Source organism: Ferdinandcohnia sp. FSL W7-1320, assembly GCF_038050315.1.
Taxonomy (GTDB): Bacteria; Bacillota; Bacilli; order Bacillales; family Bacillaceae_L; genus Ferdinandcohnia; species Ferdinandcohnia aciditolerans.
Window position 1 is genome coordinate 1,298,659 of sequence record NZ_JBBPAM010000001.1, and the last position, 21,653, is coordinate 1,320,311.

The window sequence follows — 21,653 nt, forward strand, 5'->3', positions numbered from 1 at the left end:
TAAAGAAGGTGTTCTTTTATAACTTGAATTTTTACAAAATAAAAACTTTTTTATAAAATATTTCCCTTTTATATCAGTGAGTTAAACGTTTTCAAGCAAAAAGTCTAAAAAAAAGCACTTGTAAAAGCATAGTATTACCACTATAATGTCTTTTATAGAAAGACAATTGTATTTCCTAGGAATACAAAGGAGGCGGAAGAATTATGAAAAAAATTTCAGTAGGATTATTAGGTTTAGGTACGGTTGGTAGTGGCGTTGTTACGATTTTAAAAAATCATCAAGATAAATTAATGCACCAGGTTGGTTGCCCAATTGAGGTTAAAAAAGTATTAGTGAAAGACATACATAAGCATAGATCGGTAGACATTGAACCTACCCTTTTGACAACAAATGCAAACGAGGTAATTGAAGACCCAGAAATCGATGTTGTCATTGAAGTTATGGGGGGAGTAGATGACACTAGGCAGCTTATACTTCAATCTTTACGTAATAAAAAACATGTTGTTACAGCCAATAAGGATTTAATGGCATTATACGGTTCAGAGCTATTAACTGTTGCTAGTGAAAATGGCTGTGACCTATTTTATGAAGCAAGTGTTGCCGGTGGGATTCCAATCCTTCGAGGGTTAGCAGATGGCTTTGCGTCAGATCGAATCATTAAAATGATGGGAATCGTGAACGGAACTACTAATTTCATTTTAACAAAAATGACAAAGTTTGGCAGTGCTTATGAAGAAGTATTAAAAGAAGCCCAGGATCTTGGCTATGCAGAAGCAGACCCTACAGCAGATGTTGAAGGTCTAGATGCAGCAAGAAAGATGGCAATCCTTGCAACATTAGGATACTCCATGAATATTGACCTTAAAGATGTTCGTGTTCAAGGAATTTCAACTGTAACAAGTGAGGATATCGCATACAGTAAACGATTAGGTTATGTTATTAAGTTGATTGGTACTGCCCATCGTAAGGGGGAAAAAGTTGAAGTAAGTGTTCAACCAACACTTCTTCCTGAAACACACCCACTTGCTGGAGTAAATGATGAATTTAATGCGGTATATGTGTATGGAGAAGCAGTTGGAGAAACGATGTTTTACGGACCTGGTGCAGGTAGCCTGCCAACTGCAACTTCAATTGTTTCCGATTTAGTCGGGGTCATGAAAAATATGAGACTTGGGGTAAATGGTAAAAGTAGCGTGTCCCCTCAATTTGAGAAAAAGTTAAAAGATGATTCTGAGATCTTCTCAAAATACTTCTTACGTATTCACGTAAAAGATCAAGTGGGAGCATTTGCAAAACTTACATCCCTATTCTCAGAACGCGGTGTAAGCTTTGAGAAAATTCTTCAATTACCGTTGAAAAATAAAGATTTAGCTGAAATTGTTCTTGTTACTCATCAAGCATCATTACGAGATTACGAGGAAATTTTAGTACAGCTTAGAGATTTACAGATTATACAAGAAGTTAAGAGCTCTTACCGAGTTGAAGGAGGAAATCCAGCATGAGATGGCAAGGACTACTACAGCAATTTCGTGAATATTTACCGGTGAATACAAATACTCCAATGCTTTCCTTAAACGAAGGGAATACACCATTAATACCGCTACATTCCATTTCAGAGGATCTTGGGGTTGAGCTATATGTAAAAGTAGAAGGTGCGAACCCAACTGGATCCTTCAAGGACCGTGGAATGGTAATGGCAGTTGCGAAAGCAGTTGAAGAAGGCAGCAATACGATTATCTGTGCATCAACAGGAAATACTTCAGCAGCTGCTTCAGCATATGCAGCACGTGCAGGACTCCGTTGTATTGTTGTCATTCCTGAAGGCAAGATTGCGATGGGTAAACTAGCTCAAGCTGTCATGTACGGAGCTGAAATTATTTCAATTGAAGGAAACTTTGACCATGCCCTACAGATGGTTCGTAATATTAGTGAAACAGCACCTATTACTCTCGTAAACTCTGTAAATCCATATCGAATTGAAGGACAAAAAACAGCAGCATTTGAAATATGTGTACAGTTAGACGGAGCTCCTGATGTATTAGCGATTCCGGTTGGAAATGCTGGAAACATTACGGCATACTGGAAAGGTTTTAAAGAATATAACGAGCGTCATAATACAGGTCTTCCTGAAATGCGTGGGTTTGAAGCAGAAGGTGCAGCGGCAATTGCAAAGAATAAAGTCATTGAAAATCCTGAAACAGTTGCAACTGCGATCAGAATCGGAAATCCAGCAAGCTGGGATAGTGCAGTTGTTGCTGCAAGTGAGTCAAAAGGTAAAATTGATGAGGTTTCAGATGATGAAATCCTTGAAGCATATCAATTATTAGCTAAAAAAGAAGGCGTGTTTGCTGAACCAGGATCTTGTGCCTCCATTGCTGGAGTAATCAAACAAGTACGCAGTGGTGAAATTAAAAAAGGTAGCCGAATTGTTGCTGTTCTAACGGGAAATGGATTAAAGGATCCTAATATTGCAATCGAAGCAACTACTATCAAGCCTGTGGTATTGCCGAACGATGAAAAGCTTGTCTATGAACATATCAGAGGAGCCGTACTTCATGAAGTTTGATCAAGCATTTCAAATTAAAGTACCAGCGAGTACGGCAAATCTTGGACCAGGATTTGATTCAGTTGGGTTAGCGGTTAATCGCTATTTAACTCTCCAAGTTGAACCAAGTCAAGAGTGGGAGTTCGTTCTACAGTCAAAAGAAATTGAGGATACTCCAACTGGTAAAGATAATTTTATCTATAAAATTGCAGAAAAGGTGGCTCGTGCTTTCTCCTACGAGCTGCCTCCCTGCAAGGTATATGTTCAAAGCAATATTCCACTAGCTAGAGGTCTGGGAAGTAGTGCAGCAGCCATAATCGCTGCAATCGAACTGGTTAATGAACTTTGTAATCTCCAATTAACACGCCAACAAAAACTTGATTTAGCCTGTGAGTTTGAGGGACATCCCGATAATGTAGGGGCTTCCTTATACGGCGGCTTAGTCATTGGCAGTCATCGTGGAAGCAAAGACACTGATCTCGTCCATGTGGACGATTTATCCTTTGATTTGGTGGTTGTCATTCCACCGTATGAACTAAAAACAAAGGATGCCCGAAGTGTGCTGCCGAAGGAATTATCCTATCCGGAGGCAGTGAAGGCAAGCTCAATAAGCAATGTAATGATCGCTGCTCTTTTAACTAAGGACCTTAAATTAATGGGGAAAATGATGGAACTCGATCTCTTCCATCAACAATATCGTGCAAAACTCATTCCTGAGTTCAATCAGATCCATCAAATTGCAAAAAACGGAGGAGCATTTGGTGTTGCCATAAGTGGAGCGGGACCAACAATCATTTGCTTCACTGAATGTGGACATGGAAAACAGCTAAGAGAAGAGTTATCATCTGCCTTTGAGGGGTATCAGGTTGAAGAAGTATCAATAGAGAAAAACGGAAGTGTGTTAACTTCACTTTCATTGCATGAATAAAGAAGCGAAACCGATAGGGGTTTCGCTTTTTTGAGTATATATTACATCAAGAATGACACTTTTTCGGATATACGGCCATTATTTCAGTATTACTGCACGAGCCTTTTTAAGCATAAAAAAATGCCTCAAAAACTTGAGGCATCACAGAATTATCTATTAGAAAACTTGTTCAACTTCAACTATACCTGGGACTTCTTCTAATAATGCACGTTCAATCCCAGCTTTTAAAGTAATTGTAGAGCTTGGGCAGCTTCCACAAGCACCTAAAAGACGAAGCTTTACAACACCATCTTCTACATCAACTAAATCACAGTCTCCACCATCACGAAGTAAAAATGGACGAAGTTTATCTAAGACTTCTTGTACTTGCTCTTTAATATCTAGTTCAGCCATTTCGATTGACTCCTTTCCTCATACCTTTATAATTATTATAATCTGTTTGCTGGAAAAAATCTATTAACTTTATTTAGTAGATGTTCCACTCCCAAACGTAAATAATTCTAATAAATGTATACAATTTTAGTTTGAGTTTCGACTAAATAAAATTAATGTCTCCGGCGGATGCCGCAGATTTTCAGAGGTGATTTTTCGAGCATGCTCGAAAAAAATCTGGGCGGGAATATGCCAAGGCATATTCAATTAATAAACCCTTATTGAGAATCCTAAGATGTGTTATTACTATCTTTTGGTGTCTATTCTAACAGATTTTTAGTACAATGGAAAAAGAAATGATTGTAGACGATTTAGTTGGGGAAAAGGAGAGCATGAAATGGAAAAGCAAAAGGTCGAGATCTGTGTGTACGGTGCAGAAATATTATGTCCGAGTTGTGTCAATCTTCCTTCATCAAAGGAGACTTATGAGTGGCTTGAAGCGGCATTAAGCAGAAAGTTCCCGAATCAACCATTCGACATTACTCATGTTGATATTTTTGATCCACCTGGGGACGAAGAGAAAAAAACATTTGCCACACGAGTAATCGAGGAAGATATGTTTTACCCAGTTGTTGTTCTAGAGGGAACCATTGTCGGAGAAGGAAGCCCGAAGCTAAAAACCATTTATGCAGAAATGGAGAAATACGGATACGTAGCAGCAGAATAATCAATAGTAAAAAAGCACGGAAAGTCATTGACTAACCGCGCTTTTTTTATCACCCATTATGATACTTATACATCCATAATACCCCTGATTTTAACATACGAGGTACGCGTCCTGTGAGAGCTCGTTCTGCAACTAATCCAAATCCTTCTTTTTTACCAAGAGAACCAAGAACACCTTTTAGTTTAATTTTAGGAAACTCAGCTGGAGGTCCTTCACCCTTCCAACGTTTTAAAAGGACCTGAACAATTTGTTCAGCCTGACCTTCGGCTAGTTGAGCACTTGGTGCATGTGGTAAGCTTGCACAGTCACCAACAACATATACATGTTCATCATTTGGAAGATTGTGTTGTTTTGTTAATACTACTCGGCCGCTTCCGTCTTTTTCAACATCTAAGTCACGAACAATTTTATTAGGCTGGATACCAGCTGTCCACACAACTACATCACTTTGAACAGGTTGGTCGTTATTAAAGAGTACATTCTCTTCCACTCTTGTAATATTTGAGTTATTGATAATCTCTACTTCGTTTTTATCAAACCAGTTTTCTACATACATACTCAATTTTTCAGGGAAAGCTGAAAGTATATGTTTCCCTCTATCGAATAGTTTGATTTTTAAGTCAGGTCTGCTTTCATACAGCTCACTCGCTAGTTCAACTCCACTTAGGCCTGCACCAACAATGGAAACAGTAGCACCAGCAGGAAGATTATTAAGCTTTTGATAGGTTTTTCTTGCTTTATCGATGGTTTGGATGCTATCTGTGTATTCTTTCGCACCTGGAACATTGTGATATTTGTCCTCGCATCCAAGTCCAATTATTAAATCATCATACTTAACTGGTTCTACATCATTAATGTGAACAAGTTTTTCATTTAAATCGATGCCTGTAATCTCCCCATACTTTACGTGCAAACGTGGATGTTCTGGAAAAGTTACACGTACATGTGAGTCTGAAATAGTCCCTGCTGCTAGCGCGTAAAATTCCGTTTTTAAACTATGATAAGGCGCACGGTCAATTAAGGTAATCTGTATATCCTCGGGTAATTGACTTGGCAAAAGGCGGTGTAAAACCCGCATTCCACCATAACCTCCACCTAAAATGACAAGATTTTTCATGATGATTATCCCCTTTGTTACTCTCTTTAGTTAAAGCGTATTCATCCATTGTTAGTACAAAGTTTATAGCTAATTCGTTATCCTTTTCAAACACTAAAAGTATAGCGAAATTATGACAAAATAACAACCGATATTCTAAAAATTGACGAATCGAAAAAAAGAGAGTACGATAAATAGTTGTAGTGAGGTGAATACCAGTGAATCCTATCATTGAGTTTTGTGTTAGTAATTTGGCAAGTGGCTCACAGAAAGCTAAGGAAATTCTTGAACAGGATCCAAATCTTGATGTGATTGAATACGGATGCCTTAGCTATTGTGGACAATGCTTTGAGTCGCTATATGCTCTTGTAAATGGGGATGTAGTTACTGGTGAAACAGCTGATGAGCTTGTTGAAAATATCTATACCTATTTAGAAGAAAACCCAATGTTCTAATACAAAATATTATATATACGAGAAAGCAGTCTATTTTGACTGCTTTTCTTACATTTTGGGCAAAAAAAGAAAACCCTTCATTAAATGAATGAAGAGTTTCTAAAAAAAACGGGGGATAATCTTATTGTGCTCCAAATAATACCATTTTATACTAGAAGTAATAAAAAAAGTTAGCATTAGACAGATTATTTGTAACAAAACCCGATTACCATTATACTAATAGTAATAACCTATTTTAGTAAGCTTGAAAAAGAAGGAGGTTACAAACATGACAGATCGTGTGGTTACCATTTCTGAAGCGGCTGCTTTTCAAATTAAAGATATGATGAAACAGAATGAAGAAGAAGGATCATTCTTACGTGTTGCTGTAAAGGGTGGCGGTTGTAGTGGGCTTTCTTACGGAATGGGCTTTGAACAAGAAGTAAATGAAGATGATCGCCAGGATGAACAGCATGGTATTAAGATTATCATTAATAAAGAAGATGCTCCAATACTATCTGGTGTGAAAATAGACTTTAAACAATCCCTTATGGGTGGCGGATTTACGATCGATAATCCAAATGCAATTGCATCATGTGGGTGTGGTTCTTCCTTCCGTACAGCAAAAGTTACGGGTACACCTGAAAACTGTTAATTGTAAGTTGGGCTTCTAGTGTGGGCCCGACTTTTTTATCCTAAATATGGCAAGTTTTAGTCTAAAAAAATAACAAATTTCCAACAACCTCCAAAAAGGGTTGTTTTTTTATTTTTTTAATATTTAAAAAGGTCCTCAAACACTTGAAAAATCAATATAAAAGGCATAATATAGGATGTGGGTAATAAATAGTACAACTTATCGACAAATATCGGAATCTTTTTTGTCCAATAATGGTATCTTACGTGAAAGATATCACAAACTATTTAATCAATAAAATTAGAGCATACAGTTGAAAATAGAAATAAGTATTTTTGACTGCAAAAAAGAAAAGGTGGGCGTGATTACAGTGAGAAAGCCAAAAATCGTAGTTTTAGGTGCAGGATATGGTGGATTAACCACTATTGTTAATTTACAAAAGACTTTGGGTGTAAATGAAGCTGATATTACACTAGTTAATAAAAATGATTACCACTATGAGACCACTTGGTTACATGAAGCTTCTGCTGGTACTTTAGAGGCAGATCGTGTACGTTACCAAATTGAAGACGTAATTAGCGGACATAAGGTTAAGTTTGTAAAAGGCTCTGTAGCAAAGATTGATCGTGAAGGCAAACGTGTAATTCTTGAGGACGATTCACAGGTTGAATATGACTATTTAGTTGTAGCACTTGGTGGAGAATCCGAAACTTTTGGAATTAAAGGCCTAAAAGAATACGCATTTTCAATTTCAAATGTAAATACAGCTCGTCAAATTAAAGAACATATCGAATATCAATTCGCAACATATAACACGGAAGAAGAAAAAGACGATACTCGTCTAACAATCGTTGTTGGTGGAGCAGGATTTACGGGTATTGAGTTCTTAGGAGAACTTGTTAATAGAGTTCCTGAACTTTGCCGTGAATTCGATATTGACCAAAATAAAGTAAAGATTATTTGTGTGGAGGCTGCACCAACCGCATTACCTGGATTTGATGCTGAATTAGTTGAATATGCAGTGAACCACTTGGAGAAAAAAGGTGTGGAATTCAAAATCGGAACTGCGATTAAAGAAGGTACACCTGAAGGAATCATCGTTGGAAAAGACGACGTAACAGAAGAAATTAAAGCGAAAACTGTTGTATGGGCAGCGGGTATTCGTGGAAACAGCGTAATAGAAGCTTCTGGTTTTGAAGCAATGCGTGGTCGTGTGAAAGTTGAAAAAGACCTTCGTGCACCGGGTCATGAAGATGTTTTCTTTGTTGGAGATAGCTCACTTGTTATTAATGAAGAAATCAATCGTCCATACCCTCCAACTGCACAAATCGCAATGCAACAAGGTGCATTAGTTGCGAAAAACATTGCGGTACTAGTTCGTGGACAAGGAGAACTTGGTGAATTTACCTTTGATAACAAAGGAACTGTATGTTCACTTGGTGAGCATGATGGAATCGGTGTAGTATTTGGCAGAAAAATTTGGGGCTCAAAAGCAGCATTCATGAAGAAAGTAATTGATAACCGTGCTCTATTAATCGTAGGCGGACCATCACTTGTTCTTAAAAAAGGTAAATTAAAATTCATTTAACATAATAAAAAAGGAATGCTTTTATAAACTGTACCCTGTGTAGTAGACACATTAAAAAAAGTCTGCTGCACAGGGTCTTTTTATGTACAATAGATTAAAAATAGTGCGGGAGAGATAGTATGAGTAAAAAAATATTCTCGGAAAAAGAGATCGAATTACTAGCTAAAAATCCATATGTAAAATCAGTAAGTCCCAAAGGTATTACCTATTCAGATGAGTTTAAGGAGCACTTTATAACTCAAAATGACCTGGGGAAGTTTCCTAGAGAGATATTTGAGGACTGTGGGTTCGATACTGAGGTATTAGGTATGAAACGGATTGAGTCTTCTGGAAAAAGATGGCGAGAAGCTTATCGTAAGCACGGAATTCTAGGACTTCGTGATACAAGATCAGGAAACTCAGGTAGACCAAGGGAAAGAGAGCTTTCCACTGAAGAAAAATATGCAAGGTTAGAGGCCGAAAATAACCTGTTGAAAGCAGAGAATGAACTATTAAAAAAGATACGATTCGCAGAAAGGGGGATGAAGAAGAAATAAAATTGTCAGCTGACCAGAAATTTAACCTTATTCATTCCGTTATCGAGAAATACAATCTAACAAGGATGGTAACCCACCTCTGTAAAGTAGCTGGTGTGTCCCGTCAGGGATACTATAACTACTTTTCTGCTAAACAAGTTCAGAGAAGGAAGGATCGGGAGAAAAAGGATGAATCCCTTCGGGACCTGGTTTTAAAAGCATACAATTTCAAGAACCGTAAGAAAGGGGCTCGTCAAATTAAGATGGTATTGGCAGGTCAGTTTAGTGTTGTTTTCAATCTTAAGCGAATCAGAAGAATCATGAAGAAATACGGGATTGAGAGCCCTTTTAGGAGAGCGAACCCCTACAAGCGCATCATTAAGGCTACGCAGGAGCACAAGGTCGTCCCGAACTTACTTAACAGGGAATTCAAACAAGGAATCCCACACAAGGTCCTTCTTACGGATATAACCTACCTATATTTCGGAAAAGGTAAAAAAGCTTATTTATCAACCATTATTGACGCTTCCACCAATGAAGTCTTAGCTCATCAGGTCTCTGATCGAATTACTTTAGATATCGCTACGGATACACTTAAGAAGTTAAAGAAAAACAGGAGAATCAAACTGGCTAAAGGAGCTTATATACATTCTGATCAGGGAGGTCACTATACCAGCCCTGTTTATCAAAAGCTGGTGAAAAAATTCAAATTGGAACAATCAATGTCTAGGAGAGGTAACTGTTGGGACAACGCCCCACAGGAATCATTCTTTGGTCATTTTAAGGACCTGGCTGATATAAAATCATGTGAAACTTTAAAAGAACTTAAGCAAGAAGTGAAAGCTGCCATCCACTACTACAATCACTACAGATATCAATGGAATATGAAAAAGATGACCCCTGTTCAATACAGAGATCATCTTCTTAAAGTAGCCTAGCTTTTTTTAAAATGTCCTTTACAAGGGGTACAGATTATTATCTTAGCATTCCTTTTTTACATAATTGTCCGTTTTGCTAAGTGAAATCAATTGACTCATTAATCATACCTTTAGTAAACTAGGAAGGGATTTGTCCTTATTCGTCCAGCACAAGTGCCTAGCCCTCTAGGTCACAAGCCAATCTGTCATTTAGGTCAAACAGTGCGCCTTTTGCCAGTTCGTCTTGTGCTGTCGCGGCTGATCAAGGAACTTGCGCATTTGTAATGGAGGTGAGTTGCCATGTCACTCAGTTTTTTACCGATATTTTTAATTTCGATGTTATTATTTTTCGTTTTATTTTTTGGAATAGGATTCATTCTTAACATGCTATTACGTATGTCGTGGATTATGGCCATTATTTATCCAATAATTGCCTTGGCAATCATTCAAGAGGTATCCTTTCTAGATTATTTTACATCACCGGCTAGTGCATTTAGCTCTTTAGGAGAGAGTATTACGACATTAGCTCCGCTAGATATTGCGATTTTACTTAGTGGTCTTGCTGGTGCAATTTTATCAGGAGTAATCATAAAACTCCTACGAAAAAAAGGATACAGAATGTTTTAGGTAGTCACTTCTATTGAGAATTTCCAAGAGGAAACGTAAGGATTTAGTTATAAAATCTTTACGTTTATTTTTTTCTACAATTATCTTCCACTCATAAACGAATATTTTTTTGCCAAATTGGAAAGAAATAGAGTCGTGAGAGGAGTGGAAAAATGTGTTTCGTTTAAACACAATGATAAGAAGAAGTGCAATGACATTCCTATTTGCATTAGCACTAATTACTACGTTCCAATCTTTTTCCGGAGTGCAGACGAAAGACCTTACAAACTGGATAGGCAACCAATTTCAAGAGAAATCGCAATCAGTAGGAATTAAAAGTGTAGAATGGGTATCACAATTATTATTTATAAATAATGGAAATAAGGCGGTCTCGGCCACTGGCTTAGAAACCACATTACCAATTGAAGAAGCGATTGATTTTTCAAAATACCCAACACAAACAGTTGTCGCGACTGGATATACGGCAGGTGTTGAATCAACAGGTAAGGATGCGAAACACCCTTCCTATGGGATTACCTATTCAGGTGTTAAGGTGAAACGTGATTTGTATTCAACCATTGCTGCGGACTTAGATGTGTTTCCAATAGGAACAATTCTATTTATACCCGACTACGGGTATGGAGTAGTCGCTGACAAAGGCGGAGCTATCAAAGGAAATAAAATAGATTTGTACTATGATACAGTTGATGATGTCTATAAAAAATGGGGGAAGAAAACCCTTGATGTTTATATCATCAAGATGGGTGACGGAAGAATATCTGAAGAAGAAATTGCTGCAATGAATGAGGATAAGTCAATGCAAGTATTTCGACAACAAATTTTAGGTGAAAAAAGTTAAAGGCTAATCATAAAGATTAGCCCATTTTGTATTTTAAAGGATATGAAGTAATAAAGTTAACAAGACCCCAGTTAATCCACCAAAAAATACCTCAATCGGTTTGTGACCTAATAACTCCTTTAATTCTTTTCTTTTACTATCCTCATCAAGCTTAGGCCATAGTTTTGCATCATCTGCAAATTTCTGGAAATCCGCAACAAGCTGATTGAGAACGGTCGCCTGTTCACCAGCATGTCTACGAACGCCAGAAGCATCAAACATGACAATGACAGCAAATACTGTTGATATCGCGAAGAAAGGGGAATCTACGCCTTGTTCGAGGGCGATACCGGTTGTTAACGCAGTAACTGCTGCTGAATGGGAGCTGGGCATCCCACCAGTACTTGTAACTAACGACCAATCAACTTTTTTTGTTACAAAAAAATGTAGTGGGACTTTAACAAATTGTGCAAATCCTATTGCAGCAAGTGCAGCCCAAAGTGGAAAATTTGTAAAAAGCTCCATGTAAACTTCTTCCTCTCGTTAACATCCATTTTCTAACTTTGTTTTTGTTTAAAAAAATTTTGACATTTCATCTAATATAAAGTTACTTTTTATCATTATAAAAGAATTTGGTTGAGCCTGCAAAATGAATTTTAAACTGGTGGATTGATGATGAAATTTAGTGCCTCGAAGTTTATAATAAAAAGGTAAAATATAATGGAGGTGTAACAGTGTTTAACGTTAAAAATGAAGCAAAAGCAATAGAAGCAAATGAAGCATTACTAATCGGTATTTTCGCGAAAAACCAAAAGACAACAGGTCTTACAAAAGAATTAGATTTATTATTAGATGGACAGATTACAGAACTGTTAAAAGAAGGCGACATTCGTGTAGAACAAAATAAGGTTTCAAAGGTACATACTTTAGGGAAGACACCGATAAAAAGAGTTTATTTTTTAGGTCTAGGAAAAGAAGAAAAGCAAACCCTTGAATCTCTCAGAGAGGCGTTTGGAAAAGCTGTTAAAATAATCTCAGAAACAAAGGTTGAAAGCTTTGCCGTTAGCTTAGATTCCTTTGTATCTGAGGAATTAGATGCACTTGATGTTGCCCATGCGTTCGGAGAAGCCCTTGCATTGTCTACATATAAATTTGCAGATTACAAGCAAAAGTCAAATGAACCAGAAAAGAAAATTGAAGAAGTCGTTGTTTATTCTAGCAGCGATTCAGAAGAAATCAAGGCAAGTATAACTGTCGGATATGCGTATGGACAGGGAACAAACTCTGCCAGAACCCTAGTAAATCTTCCAGGTAATATGTTAACAGCTACAGATTTAGCAAATTATGCAGCAGAGCTCGGAAAGAAATATGGATTTGAAGTGGAAATACTAGAAAAAGAGGATATGGAAAGGCTCGGGATGGGCGCACTCTTAGCGGTTAATAAAGGTTCTGCAGAGCCTCCTAAAATGATCGTCCTTAAATATCAAGGAAAAGAGAACTGGGAAGATGTCATTGCACTAGTTGGAAAAGGAATTACCTTTGATACAGGTGGATACTCCATCAAGCCAAAGGACGGCATTGTTGGCATGAAATCAGATATGGGTGGAGCAGCAGCTGTTTTAGGAGCTATGGAGGTCATTGGGGAATTAAGACCTGAAAAAAATGTTGTTGCTGTCATCCCATCAACCGATAATATGATTAGCGGTGATGCATTCAAGCCAGATGATGTAGTAACCTCTATGAATGGTAAAACAATTGAAATCTTAAATACAGATGCAGAAGGTCGACTTGCATTAGCAGATGGCATCACCTATGCGAAATTTCATGGTGCCTCTTATTTAGTAGATGTTGCGACATTAACTGGAGGAGTGATTGTCGCTTTAGGTAATGATATTACGGGTGCAATGACAAACAACGAAGCCTTTTTTGAGGAGGTTTTAGAAGCATCCATTGAAGCTGGTGAACCTATTTGGCGTTTACCGATCACTGAAAATCATAAGAAGCGTGTTCGAAAAAGCCTGGTTGCCGATTTAAATAATTCACCTGGTCGCGATGGTCATGCAATTTTCGCTGGTACATTCATAGGTGAATTCGCAGAAGATACACCATGGGTACATCTAGATATCGCAGGAACAGCAACGACGACTTCAGCTCACAATCTTGGCCCAGCCGGTGCAACTGGGGTTATGGTCCGTACACTCGCAACCCTAGTTGAGCGTTTTGGAGAAACAGAAGAATAAATGACAGAGAAGTCTACCTAACGGGTAGGCTTCTTTTTAATAGGAATGCGTATCATCATATCGCTATATGATAACTGAAATGGCGTATTGCCCGATTTATGATATATCTCTATATCGCAGCCCGATATGTGGTGTATAGAAACCGTTTAATCGGTCTATCAGCATACCGCAATACGCTTGCTTACTTAATAGTGTATTGGTACCCGATATGTGGTATATCGCAATATATGAAACGATATATCGGCAAAATACTTAAATGTTAATGCTATAATCACAACCTGATTTATCGAAATATATCCCTATATCGCAACCCGATATATCGGAACATCCTTATATCACAAGCCGCTTTTATAAGTTTCGTCCTATGAAATCCCAATCAACAAAAAAGTGTTCCACCAGGATCATAACCAACTTCTCCTATAAAAAACCATTGACGATTTCTAATATCATATGGTATTTTAGTTTAGTATTTTAATTCTCTACCAATTTAGCAAACTAAAGTATTTGAAGAATAATAACCATACTAAAAGGAGTTTTCACCATGAATGCAGTTGTTATAGCAGTTCTTGTCATGCTAATTCTAAGCTTATTCCGTATAAATGTGGTTGTAGCTCTTGCTATAGGGGCAATTGTTGGGGGACTAACAGGTGGTCTCGATATTGCAACAACAGTATCTACATTCACAGAAGGCTTAGGTGGAAATGCTACAGTCGCATTAAGTTATGCACTACTTGGAAGTTTTGCAGTAGCTATTTCAAAAACAGGATTACCAGATGCGATGGTAGACCTTGCCATCAAACTTGTTGGGAAGCAAGGAGATAGCAAACGGAAAACCTATTCAAAGGTACTAATCATCTTAATTATTCTAGCAATTTCTATTTCATCACAAAACATAGTACCGGTTCATATTGCTTTTATTCCTATTTTAATACCACCTTTATTAAAGGTATTTAATGAACTCGAAATTGATCGTCGACTTATCGCTACCGTTATTACTTTTGGTTTAACAGCTCCATACATTGCGCTACCAGTTGGATTTGGAGAGATTTTCCACGGACTTCTGCAGCAATATATGCAAGAAAGTGGATTAGAAGTAGTAAAACGAGATATCCCAATTGCCATGTTGATTCCATCTGCAGGGATGGTAGTTGGTTTACTTATCGCAGTTCTATTTTCCTATCGTAAGCCAAAACAATATAAAACGATCGAAATTGCAAATGAGTCAGGTTCAGGAGTAAACACAACTTATACTAAAAAGAGCCTTAGCTTTGCTACACTTGCCGTGATTGTTACATTAGGTATACAGTTAACACTTTCGCAAGTATTTGATGTGGATGGCATGATTTTTGGAGCATTAGCCGGAATAGCTGTTCTTTATTTCAGTGGCTCGATGAAAGTAAGTCAAGCTGACGAAGTCATAACTAGTGGTATGAAAATGATGGCATTCATTGGATTTGTTATGATCACAGCTTCAGGGTTTGCATCTGTTATTAAAGAAACAGGGCATGTTGAGGCACTGGTTTCACAATCTGCGGATCTTATCGGTGGAAATTTATCACTTGCTGCTTTAATGATGTTAATTGTAGGTCTTTTGATTACCTTAGGAATTGGTTCATCATTTTCAACGATACCAATCATCGCAACGATTTTTGTTCCATTATGTATTGAAGTTGGATTTAGTCCAATGGCGACAATTGCTCTTGTAGGAACTGCGGCAGCTCTAGGAGACGCTGGATCACCCGCATCAGATAGTACGCTAGGTCCAACGGCTGGATTAAATGTCGATGGTCAGCATAATCATATTTGGGATACTTGTGTTCCAACATTTTTACACTATAATATTCCACTCATTATTTTCGGCTGGATTGCTGCAATTGTCTTATAAAAACTTACCCCCACGAATTTTCGTGGGGGTATTTCACTTAATTTCATAGATTTGTTGAAGACGGATTTACAGAGTTCCTAGAAACTGCTCGATAAATTCTTGGTGAAATAAGTGCGGCGAAAATGGTAAAAGCAAGGTCCTTTACAATAAACCAAGCCATAACAGCCCAAGCTGCTCCATAGCTCATTTTAACCTCTAACCAAAAATTGAAAGCAAAGTACATATAGTTCGTGCCAATGAAATAGTTCATAAACAAACCAACAAATGCAGCAATCACGAACGTTTTTAAGGTTGGATATCCCTTAGCATGCTCAACGATCTTTCCTGAGAAATAAGCTGTTGCAATGAACGAAAATATAAACCCACCCGTACCGCCAATGATTGGAGCAAGCCCTGCTTCGAACCCTGAAAAAACAGGTGCTCCAGCAATTCCAATTAACATATACACAGTCATAGAAATCGCGCCTAATCGACTTCCGAGAAGAAGCCCAGCCAATACGGCAAAAAAGGTTTGCATTGTTAAAGGTACACCCGCAACCTGTAAAAAAGGTACCATTGAGGTAATGTTTGCACCAATCGCCATAAGTGCTGCAAACATCCCAACATATGTAATTTCGATTGCTCGAATGCGTGGTTTTGATAGTGTTGTCATTATGTGTTAACCTCCGTGTATTTTAGTTAACAAAATCGTAAAACAAGATTCATTATATGTCAACAAAAAAAAAAACAGAAGTTAACAAATGAAAGTGAAGTCATATGATTAAGATGACGTTGATAAAATAGATGTAGATAATCTTAAAGAATGACAAGTAATCATCTCTAATTGTTATATTTAAAAAATTTTTTTGCCGTTCAAAGTAATAAAAAAGTGTCAAAAGGGATGTCTTTTAAATATAATGCCCATATCCGAAAATGTTGGGAGCGGTCGGAAATGAGTATTGGAATTGTATTAATGGGCCTTTTTGTCGGTTTTTTGGTCGGACTAACAGGTGTTGGTGGAGCGGCATTATTAACCCCATTCTTGATCTTAATTGGTATTAATCCACTAATTGCAGTTGGAACAGACTTTGTTTATAACTCAATTACGAAATTTTTTGGATCTGTACAGCATTTTCGGCAGAAAACAATTAATTTTAAGCTTGTAAAATATTTGGCTATAGGAAGTGTTCCTAGTGCAATTCTAGCGGTGACTACTTTACATTTTGTTGGAGGAGATAAACTCCTGCAAGGGGAAATCGTAAAGCATGCACTTGGATATGTTCTTATGATGGTTGCCGTTGCGACCGTAATAAAAACCTTGTTCAGTTCTCGTTTTAAAAGCAGGTCCTATAGTATAAAACCTATTGAGGATAAAGCAAAAGCAACCATTCTTTTAGGTGCCATCCTTGGTTTTATAGTAGGGTTAACCTCAGTTGGTTCCGGGTCGTTATTTGCCCTGGCCATGTTGTTATTTTATCAGTTGCGTGCTTCGGAGTTAGTTGGAACGGATATCGCACATGCGTTTATATTAGTCACGGTAAGTGGTTTTTTTCACTTAGGTTTTGGAAATGTTGACCTGCTATTAGTTGCAAATTTACTTTGCGGTTCGATTCCAGGTGTAATCATTGGGAGTACCCTGTCTGCAAAGGTTCCTATGAAACCATTGCAAACGGTAATAGGAGTCATCATTTTTATAAGTGGTTTGAAGTTAATTTATTAGTCCAAAAAAGGTGAAAATATTGCTTACTATACTGCCTTAGTGTAAAATTACACTAAGGCTTTTGTGTTTGTTATAATAAGTAGCAGTACTTTTGAAATAGGTGATTAACATGGATAAAGAACAATTAACGAAATTGCTTTCTGAAAAAATGAAGCTTATAAGGATTGAAAAAGGATATACACAAGATAAAATGGCAGAAATCTTGGGGATCTCAAAAAAGACGTTGGTGCAAATTGAAAAAGGAAGAATTCAAGCAGGTTGGACTTGTGTTGTCGCTGTTTGCGCATTATTTCGGGATAGTGAAATTATTCAAACGACGTTAGGAGGAGATCCAGTTGATGTCATTGAAATCGTTGGTCGCAACGGGATTGACCGGGCTAAGGAACGTACCCTAGGCGGAAAGCTTTGGTGGAAAGATCTTCAGAGGGAGGGGAAGTTTCGTCTCCAACAAAATGTAATTAGCCAGCATTATCGTATTTTGGATGAAGCTAATTTTCGATGGTATTCTTCGTTTGACAAAGAGGAAGCTTACATTAGACTAACAGAATTTTCAATTGAATCCAATTAAAACGGGGCAAATTACTTAGCCCCATTTTTCTTTTTCTTTGCGGATTTACTCTTTGAATACGTAGATGAAGTTAAGTTGTTGTTTACCGCTGCTTCTTCGTTAAGACGTTCTTTATTAGCCATTTAACTTCCTCCATGTCATTCATTAGTGGTCGATGGAAAAATCGTCGAAGCGTTCATTTAAGTATTCATTTTCGCCTGTTGCGAAATTTATATTTCGAAGATCAAGCTCTGGATCAAGCTGATTAACAAGCTGTTCTTCCTTGCTTCGTTTTAGTCTAAACATGTCTCTATCTCTATCATTCATTGTTTTTTTACCTCCTCGTATTTTATCATGTCCTAAACCGAATAACTTTCATTCTTTAAATAAAAAAGAACGATAGGCAATTTTTTACCATCGTTCCACAGCAGGGTATTCATACTAACGCCATCTTAATGCAATTGTTAACTCACTGGCTTTAGTGCCGCCTACACTAGCTTCTAATTTAAGATTTAAACTATCTGGATTATAGGTCGCCTTAACATCTGACTTAATTCCTGTCGATTTTAACAGGCGAACTACTTCCTTACTATTTGATGCCTGTGCAGCAGCCATTACTTGTTTCGCAAACTCCTTTGAGCCAGCTAATTTAGCCAGCATTTTGCTTGCATCCAACATTAGAATTCTCATTTCTTGTGCGGATTCCTTAAATAAACTCGGGTCTACCTCGGGTAATTTTCGATAATATGGGGATGGATAATTCGTCTTTGGGTCAGGAAACACGGAATGGTGTGTGATGTTTGAATTATAACCTGGATATAAAACCGTCCTTGGTGGCCCTTGATGCCCATAGTTAAACGGATAATAGTACAATTCTAGACCTCCCTTATCAAAATTCCCTTACAATATATGTTAATTTTTTGATAAGGTGCTTTTTACCTATGTTCTTCTGTTACTTCCGTTCAATGCCCAACATCTTTAACACCAGCCTTTCCCACATGGTCCAAGGAAGAACATTCTTAAGAAATATAGAGGTTCTTACTCCTTTTCCTACAGGGTAGCGAAGTTTGGACAAAGATTCCTTTTGGGCTAGCTTTACAATGAATTGCGCAACCACATGCGGGTCTCCGTATGATGCTTGGCCTTTTTCAAGTCTTGCTTCGATTTTTTTCATCATATATTGATATGGAGACGTGAGTTGCATTGATTGTTCCGCAATCTTTGTTCCACTGCTCCAAATATTGGTTTCGAATGAACCAGGTTCAATTAGGGCAACGTCTATACCAAAGGGTCTTACTTCTAGTTGTAATGACTCACACCAGCCTTCTAAGGCGAATTTAGAGGCAACATAAGGAGATAGACCTGGAAATCCGATTTGTCCACTGATACTACTAAGATTGATGATTTTTCCCGATCCTTGATTTCTCATAAATGGAAGAATAAGTTTTGTAACCTCGATTAGACCAAAAAAGTTTGTTTCAAATTGAGCTTTGTATTCATTCAGTGAAATTTCCTCGACAAACCCACCTGTTGCAAATCCCGCATTGTTCAAGAGGATATCAATTCCCTTTAGCTTATTTAAAGTTCGCTTAAAATTATGTAAGGACGTAGCATCCGTCACATCTAACTGACAAAAAAGAAGATTTTCTTCTAGAGTAGAATCATTTAATTTATGTAGTACGTTTTTTTTCTTTTCTAAATCTCTCATTGTTGCTACAACAAAGTATCCTTTTTTTAGAAATTCGATTGAAGTTAAGAGTCCGAATCCACCTGAAGCACCGGTTATGATCACAATGGGTTTTTTCACATTTTTCTCTCCTTAAACCATTTAAAAAGGTTTCTAATATTATCCATTTAATCTTATAATAGAAAGAAGTAAGTATCTACAATTTAGTAACTTCAACCTGATAAGGCAGGGATAAGATGGATATAAATGAAATCGTGTCAATTATTCAGGAACACGGATATATAGGACTTTATTTATGGTTGTGGGTGGGGGCCTTTATCATTCCAATCCCTAATGAGGTCATTGTTTCAACAATTGGATTTTTTGCTTCAGAGGATGTTTTTGTACCTTGGAGGATCTTTTTAGTTACATATGCTGGCATTCTCACAGCTGTCACTACCAGTTATATCTTTGGTCGCTTTGCAGGACATGCGATGGTTGTCCTCTTAAATAAACAAAACAAAATGAGAAAAAAAATTGCACGTGGATTATCTCTTATTGAAAAATACAATACGTTTGCGTTGGCTTTTTGTTACTTCGTACCAGGCTTTCGTATTCTATTTCCGTTCTTATTCGGTTTTAGTAAATTATCCTTTTTAAAATTTGCAACTACGCTTTACACAGCTATATTTTTATGGGTGTCCATCATTTTTTCAGTAGGGTATTTTGCAGGTGAAGAGTTCATAGAGGGTTTTATTAAATATTATGATATTGTTATTGGAATAGGTGTTGCAGCATTTGCAATAATTGTGTTGGTTAAGTTAAATAAGACGAGAAAACAACGTAAGCTTTCACATTGAGAGGATGTCCTAAAAAATGAAAAAGCTGTCTTTATTACTAGTATTTTTAATAATAGCAGGTTGTTCACAGAAACAACCCCTTGATGAACCTATAAAGGAAACTGTTTCAAACCCGACTATTATTGCGACAAACCTTACCATTCCATGGATGATAACCATAACAGACGGTACCTTCCTCATACCTGAACGTGTAGGGAGGTTGTCGGAAATTGAAGAAGATACAGGTAAAATAACTTCACAACGGCTAAACCTTCTTAAAGAAATTGTACACCAAGGGGAAGGAGGTTTTCTTGGGTTTACGCTTGCACCTGATTATGAGAATTCTAAACAGGCATATTTGTATCATACATATATGGAGGACGGGGAAATATTAAATCGCGTAATCCTTGTCGAAAGAAGCGATACAACCTGGGAAGAGAAAAGCATTTTACTTGAAGGAATTCCCGGAGGAAGAATCCATAATGGGGGACGAATTAAAATTGGCCCAGATCAAAAATTGTATGTTACTGCAGGTGATGCAGGAGTTCCGGAAAACTCCCAAGACATAACAAGTCTTGCAGGCAAAATCCTCCGAATAAACCTTGATGGTTCTATCCCGACAGACAACCCTATTCCTAACTCTTATGTCTATTCGTATGGTCACCGGAACCCACAAGGGCTTGCATGGGATGAAGAAGGAACATTATACAGTACAGAACATGGACAAAGTGCACATGATGAGATTAATCTGATTGAACCGGGGAAGAACTACGGATGGCCTGTTATTGAAGGGGATGAGACAGAGGTTGGTATGATTTCACCAATTTATCATACGGGCGAGGAAACATGGGCACCTTCTGGAATTGATTATGCAAATGGCAAGCTGTATATTGCCACGTTACGCGGATTAAAAGTGAGAAGCTACGATGTTGCATCCGGTAAAATTGAAACGTTCCTTGATATCAATAGCAGAATGAGGGATGTATACATAGTAGATAATATCCTTTATACCATTACAAATAACACGGACGGACGTGGGAATCCAAAAGAAGATGATGACAAACTTCTTTCGATCCCATTATCAGGAATTCGTAAATAAACAGAAATGAGGAGAAGAAGAGTGACAGAAAATTCGTTAATTGAAGCTTTGGGGATTACACTTGAAGAGGTGACACCTGACCGAGTGACGGCGACTATGCCTGTTGATGAACGGACGCGTCAGCCTTTTGGTGTTTTACATGGTGGGGCATCTGTGGCGTTAGCGGAAACGGTTGCAAGTGTAGGCACATACAATTTAGTAGATAAAGAAACACAAGGTTGTGCAGGTTTAGAAATTAATGCGAACCATATTCGTGCAAAAAGGGATGGTATCGTAAGAGCAATCGGTACATCCCTCCATAAAGGAAAAACAACAATGGTTTGGGATGTGAAAATAGTGGACGAAGAAGATAACCTAATCTGTGTATCACGCTGCACCACAGCGATTATCAATTTGAAAAAATGAACTTTTTAGGTTAGGGACATTTCGGTGATAAAGCGGGAATCTGAAGATAACGCGATTCCCAGTTGAAATAACG

The 21,653-nt window shown here is 37.6% G+C and carries 23 protein-coding genes and 1 pseudogene; 17 read left to right on the plus strand and 7 right to left on the minus strand.

Going from position 1 to position 21,653, the window contains the following annotated elements; translation table 11 throughout:
* The first annotated feature begins 203 nt into the window (after window positions 1-203).
* From NST91_RS06525 to thrB, 3 genes are read left to right on the plus strand one after another with little or no spacing between them, the layout of a single operon-like run.
* The gene (locus NST91_RS06525) at window positions 204-1,502 is read left to right on the plus strand and encodes a homoserine dehydrogenase (protein ID WP_445724483.1); all 1,299 of its coding nucleotides are present in this window, start codon (window positions 204-206) and stop codon (window positions 1,500-1,502) included.
* Window positions 1,499-2,566, plus strand: coding sequence for a threonine synthase (gene thrC, locus NST91_RS06530; RefSeq protein WP_341330507.1), 1,068 nt, complete (start codon window positions 1,499-1,501; stop codon window positions 2,564-2,566). The genes NST91_RS06525 and thrC overlap by 4 nt, the downstream gene beginning before the upstream one ends.
* Window positions 2,556-3,473 carry a homoserine kinase gene (gene thrB / locus NST91_RS06535; RefSeq protein ID WP_341330508.1) on the plus strand — a complete coding sequence of 306 codons (918 nt, stop codon included), beginning with the start codon at window positions 2,556-2,558 and terminating at the stop codon, window positions 3,471-3,473. The genes thrC and thrB overlap by 11 nt, the downstream gene beginning before the upstream one ends.
* Before the next feature lie 156 nt (window positions 3,474-3,629).
* Here thrB and NST91_RS06540 read toward each other — a convergent pair.
* Window positions 3,630-3,939, minus strand: a pseudogene (locus NST91_RS06540) (NifU family protein).
* A gap of 303 nt (window positions 3,940-4,242) precedes the next feature.
* Here NST91_RS06540 and NST91_RS06545 point away from each other — a divergent pair.
* Window positions 4,243-4,572, plus strand: coding sequence for a YuzD family protein (locus tag NST91_RS06545; RefSeq protein WP_341330509.1), 330 nt, complete (start codon window positions 4,243-4,245; stop codon window positions 4,570-4,572).
* 49 nt (window positions 4,573-4,621) lie between these two features.
* Here NST91_RS06545 and NST91_RS06550 read toward each other — a convergent pair whose 3' ends face one another.
* Window positions 4,622-5,689 (minus strand): NAD(P)/FAD-dependent oxidoreductase, encoded by a 1,068-nt coding sequence (locus NST91_RS06550; protein WP_341330510.1) that lies wholly within the window; start codon window positions 5,687-5,689, stop codon window positions 4,622-4,624.
* Window positions 5,690-5,886: 197 nt separating this feature from the next.
* On the opposite strand from NST91_RS06550, the gene NST91_RS06555 reads away from it, so the two are divergent.
* From NST91_RS06555 to spsC, 6 genes are all read left to right on the plus strand, one after another.
* A complete protein-coding gene (locus NST91_RS06555; RefSeq protein ID WP_099361734.1) occupies window positions 5,887-6,123 on the plus strand; it encodes a YuzB family protein in 237 nt (78 codons plus the stop codon).
* 268 nt (window positions 6,124-6,391) lie between these two features.
* Window positions 6,392-6,757 (plus strand): HesB/IscA family protein, encoded by a 366-nt coding sequence (locus NST91_RS06560; protein WP_341330511.1) that lies wholly within the window; start codon window positions 6,392-6,394, stop codon window positions 6,755-6,757.
* 340 nt (window positions 6,758-7,097) lie between these two features.
* Entirely contained in the window at window positions 7,098-8,324 is a 1,227-nt protein-coding gene (locus NST91_RS06565; protein ID WP_341330512.1) for an NAD(P)/FAD-dependent oxidoreductase, read from the plus strand.
* Window positions 8,325-8,443: 119 nt separating this feature from the next.
* A protein-coding gene (locus tag NST91_RS06570) for an IS3 family transposase (RefSeq protein ID WP_445724474.1) occupies window positions 8,444-9,777 on the plus strand; the annotation gives its coding sequence in 2 pieces (ribosomal slippage) (window positions 8,444-8,854 and window positions 8,857-9,777; 1,332 coding nt in all).
* A 279-nt stretch (window positions 9,778-10,056) separates the two neighbouring features.
* The gene (locus tag NST91_RS06575; RefSeq protein ID WP_121446198.1) at window positions 10,057-10,383 is read left to right on the plus strand and encodes a YuiB family protein; all 327 of its coding nucleotides are present in this window, start codon (window positions 10,057-10,059) and stop codon (window positions 10,381-10,383) included.
* Window positions 10,384-10,537: 154 nt separating this feature from the next.
* A complete protein-coding gene (gene spsC, locus NST91_RS06580; protein ID WP_440273809.1) occupies window positions 10,538-11,221 on the plus strand; it encodes a stationary phase survival protein SpsC in 684 nt (227 codons plus the stop codon).
* 33 nt (window positions 11,222-11,254) lie between these two features.
* Here the strand turns inward: spsC and NST91_RS06585 are convergent, their stop codons facing one another.
* Complete coding sequence (locus NST91_RS06585) at window positions 11,255-11,725, minus strand: divergent PAP2 family protein (protein ID WP_341330513.1); 471 nt, start codon at window positions 11,723-11,725, stop codon at window positions 11,255-11,257.
* A 209-nt stretch (window positions 11,726-11,934) separates the two neighbouring features.
* Here NST91_RS06585 and NST91_RS06590 point away from each other — a divergent pair, with 209 nt between their 5' ends.
* Window positions 11,935-13,440, plus strand: a complete 1,506-nt coding sequence (locus NST91_RS06590) for a leucyl aminopeptidase (RefSeq protein WP_341330514.1) — start codon at window positions 11,935-11,937, stop codon at window positions 13,438-13,440.
* Window positions 13,441-13,981: 541 nt separating this feature from the next.
* A complete protein-coding gene (locus NST91_RS06595; protein ID WP_341330515.1) occupies window positions 13,982-15,325 on the plus strand; it encodes a Na+/H+ antiporter family protein in 1,344 nt (447 codons plus the stop codon).
* Between the two features lie 43 nt (window positions 15,326-15,368).
* On the opposite strand, the gene NST91_RS06600 is transcribed toward NST91_RS06595, so the two are convergent.
* Complete coding sequence (locus NST91_RS06600) at window positions 15,369-15,977, minus strand: biotin transporter BioY (RefSeq protein ID WP_341330516.1); 609 nt, start codon at window positions 15,975-15,977, stop codon at window positions 15,369-15,371.
* Between the two features lie 279 nt (window positions 15,978-16,256).
* Here NST91_RS06600 and NST91_RS06605 point away from each other — a divergent pair, with 279 nt between their 5' ends.
* Window positions 16,257-17,024, plus strand: a complete 768-nt coding sequence (locus tag NST91_RS06605; RefSeq protein ID WP_341330517.1) for a sulfite exporter TauE/SafE family protein — start codon at window positions 16,257-16,259, stop codon at window positions 17,022-17,024.
* 109 nt (window positions 17,025-17,133) lie between these two features.
* The gene (locus tag NST91_RS06610; protein WP_341330518.1) at window positions 17,134-17,592 is read left to right on the plus strand and encodes a helix-turn-helix domain-containing protein; all 459 of its coding nucleotides are present in this window, start codon (window positions 17,134-17,136) and stop codon (window positions 17,590-17,592) included.
* Window positions 17,593-17,736: 144 nt separating this feature from the next.
* Here NST91_RS06610 and NST91_RS06615 read toward each other — a convergent pair whose 3' ends face one another.
* From NST91_RS06615 to NST91_RS06625, 3 genes are all read right to left on the minus strand, one after another.
* The gene (locus NST91_RS06615) at window positions 17,737-17,898 is read right to left on the minus strand and encodes a hypothetical protein (RefSeq protein ID WP_165918143.1); all 162 of its coding nucleotides are present in this window, start codon (window positions 17,896-17,898) and stop codon (window positions 17,737-17,739) included.
* Window positions 17,899-18,012: 114 nt separating this feature from the next.
* Window positions 18,013-18,444, minus strand: coding sequence for a YuzC family spore coat inner layer protein (locus tag NST91_RS06620; RefSeq protein ID WP_341330519.1), 432 nt, complete (start codon window positions 18,442-18,444; stop codon window positions 18,013-18,015).
* A gap of 79 nt (window positions 18,445-18,523) precedes the next feature.
* Window positions 18,524-19,378 carry an SDR family oxidoreductase gene (locus NST91_RS06625; protein WP_341330520.1) on the minus strand — a complete coding sequence of 285 codons (855 nt, stop codon included), beginning with the start codon at window positions 19,376-19,378 and terminating at the stop codon, window positions 18,524-18,526.
* Between the two features lie 116 nt (window positions 19,379-19,494).
* Between NST91_RS06625 and NST91_RS06630 the strand changes: the two genes are divergently transcribed.
* The 3 genes from NST91_RS06630 to NST91_RS06640 are packed head-to-tail and all read left to right on the plus strand — an operon-like array spanning window position 19,495 to window position 21,580.
* A complete protein-coding gene (locus tag NST91_RS06630) occupies window positions 19,495-20,097 on the plus strand; it encodes a DedA family protein (RefSeq protein WP_341330521.1) in 603 nt (200 codons plus the stop codon).
* Window positions 20,098-20,113: 16 nt separating this feature from the next.
* Window positions 20,114-21,175, plus strand: coding sequence for a PQQ-dependent sugar dehydrogenase (locus tag NST91_RS06635; protein WP_341330522.1), 1,062 nt, complete (start codon window positions 20,114-20,116; stop codon window positions 21,173-21,175).
* Between the two features lie 6 nt (window positions 21,176-21,181).
* Complete coding sequence (locus NST91_RS06640; protein WP_341330523.1) at window positions 21,182-21,580, plus strand: hotdog fold thioesterase; 399 nt, start codon at window positions 21,182-21,184, stop codon at window positions 21,578-21,580.
* The last annotated feature ends 73 nt before the right edge of the window (window positions 21,581-21,653 follow it).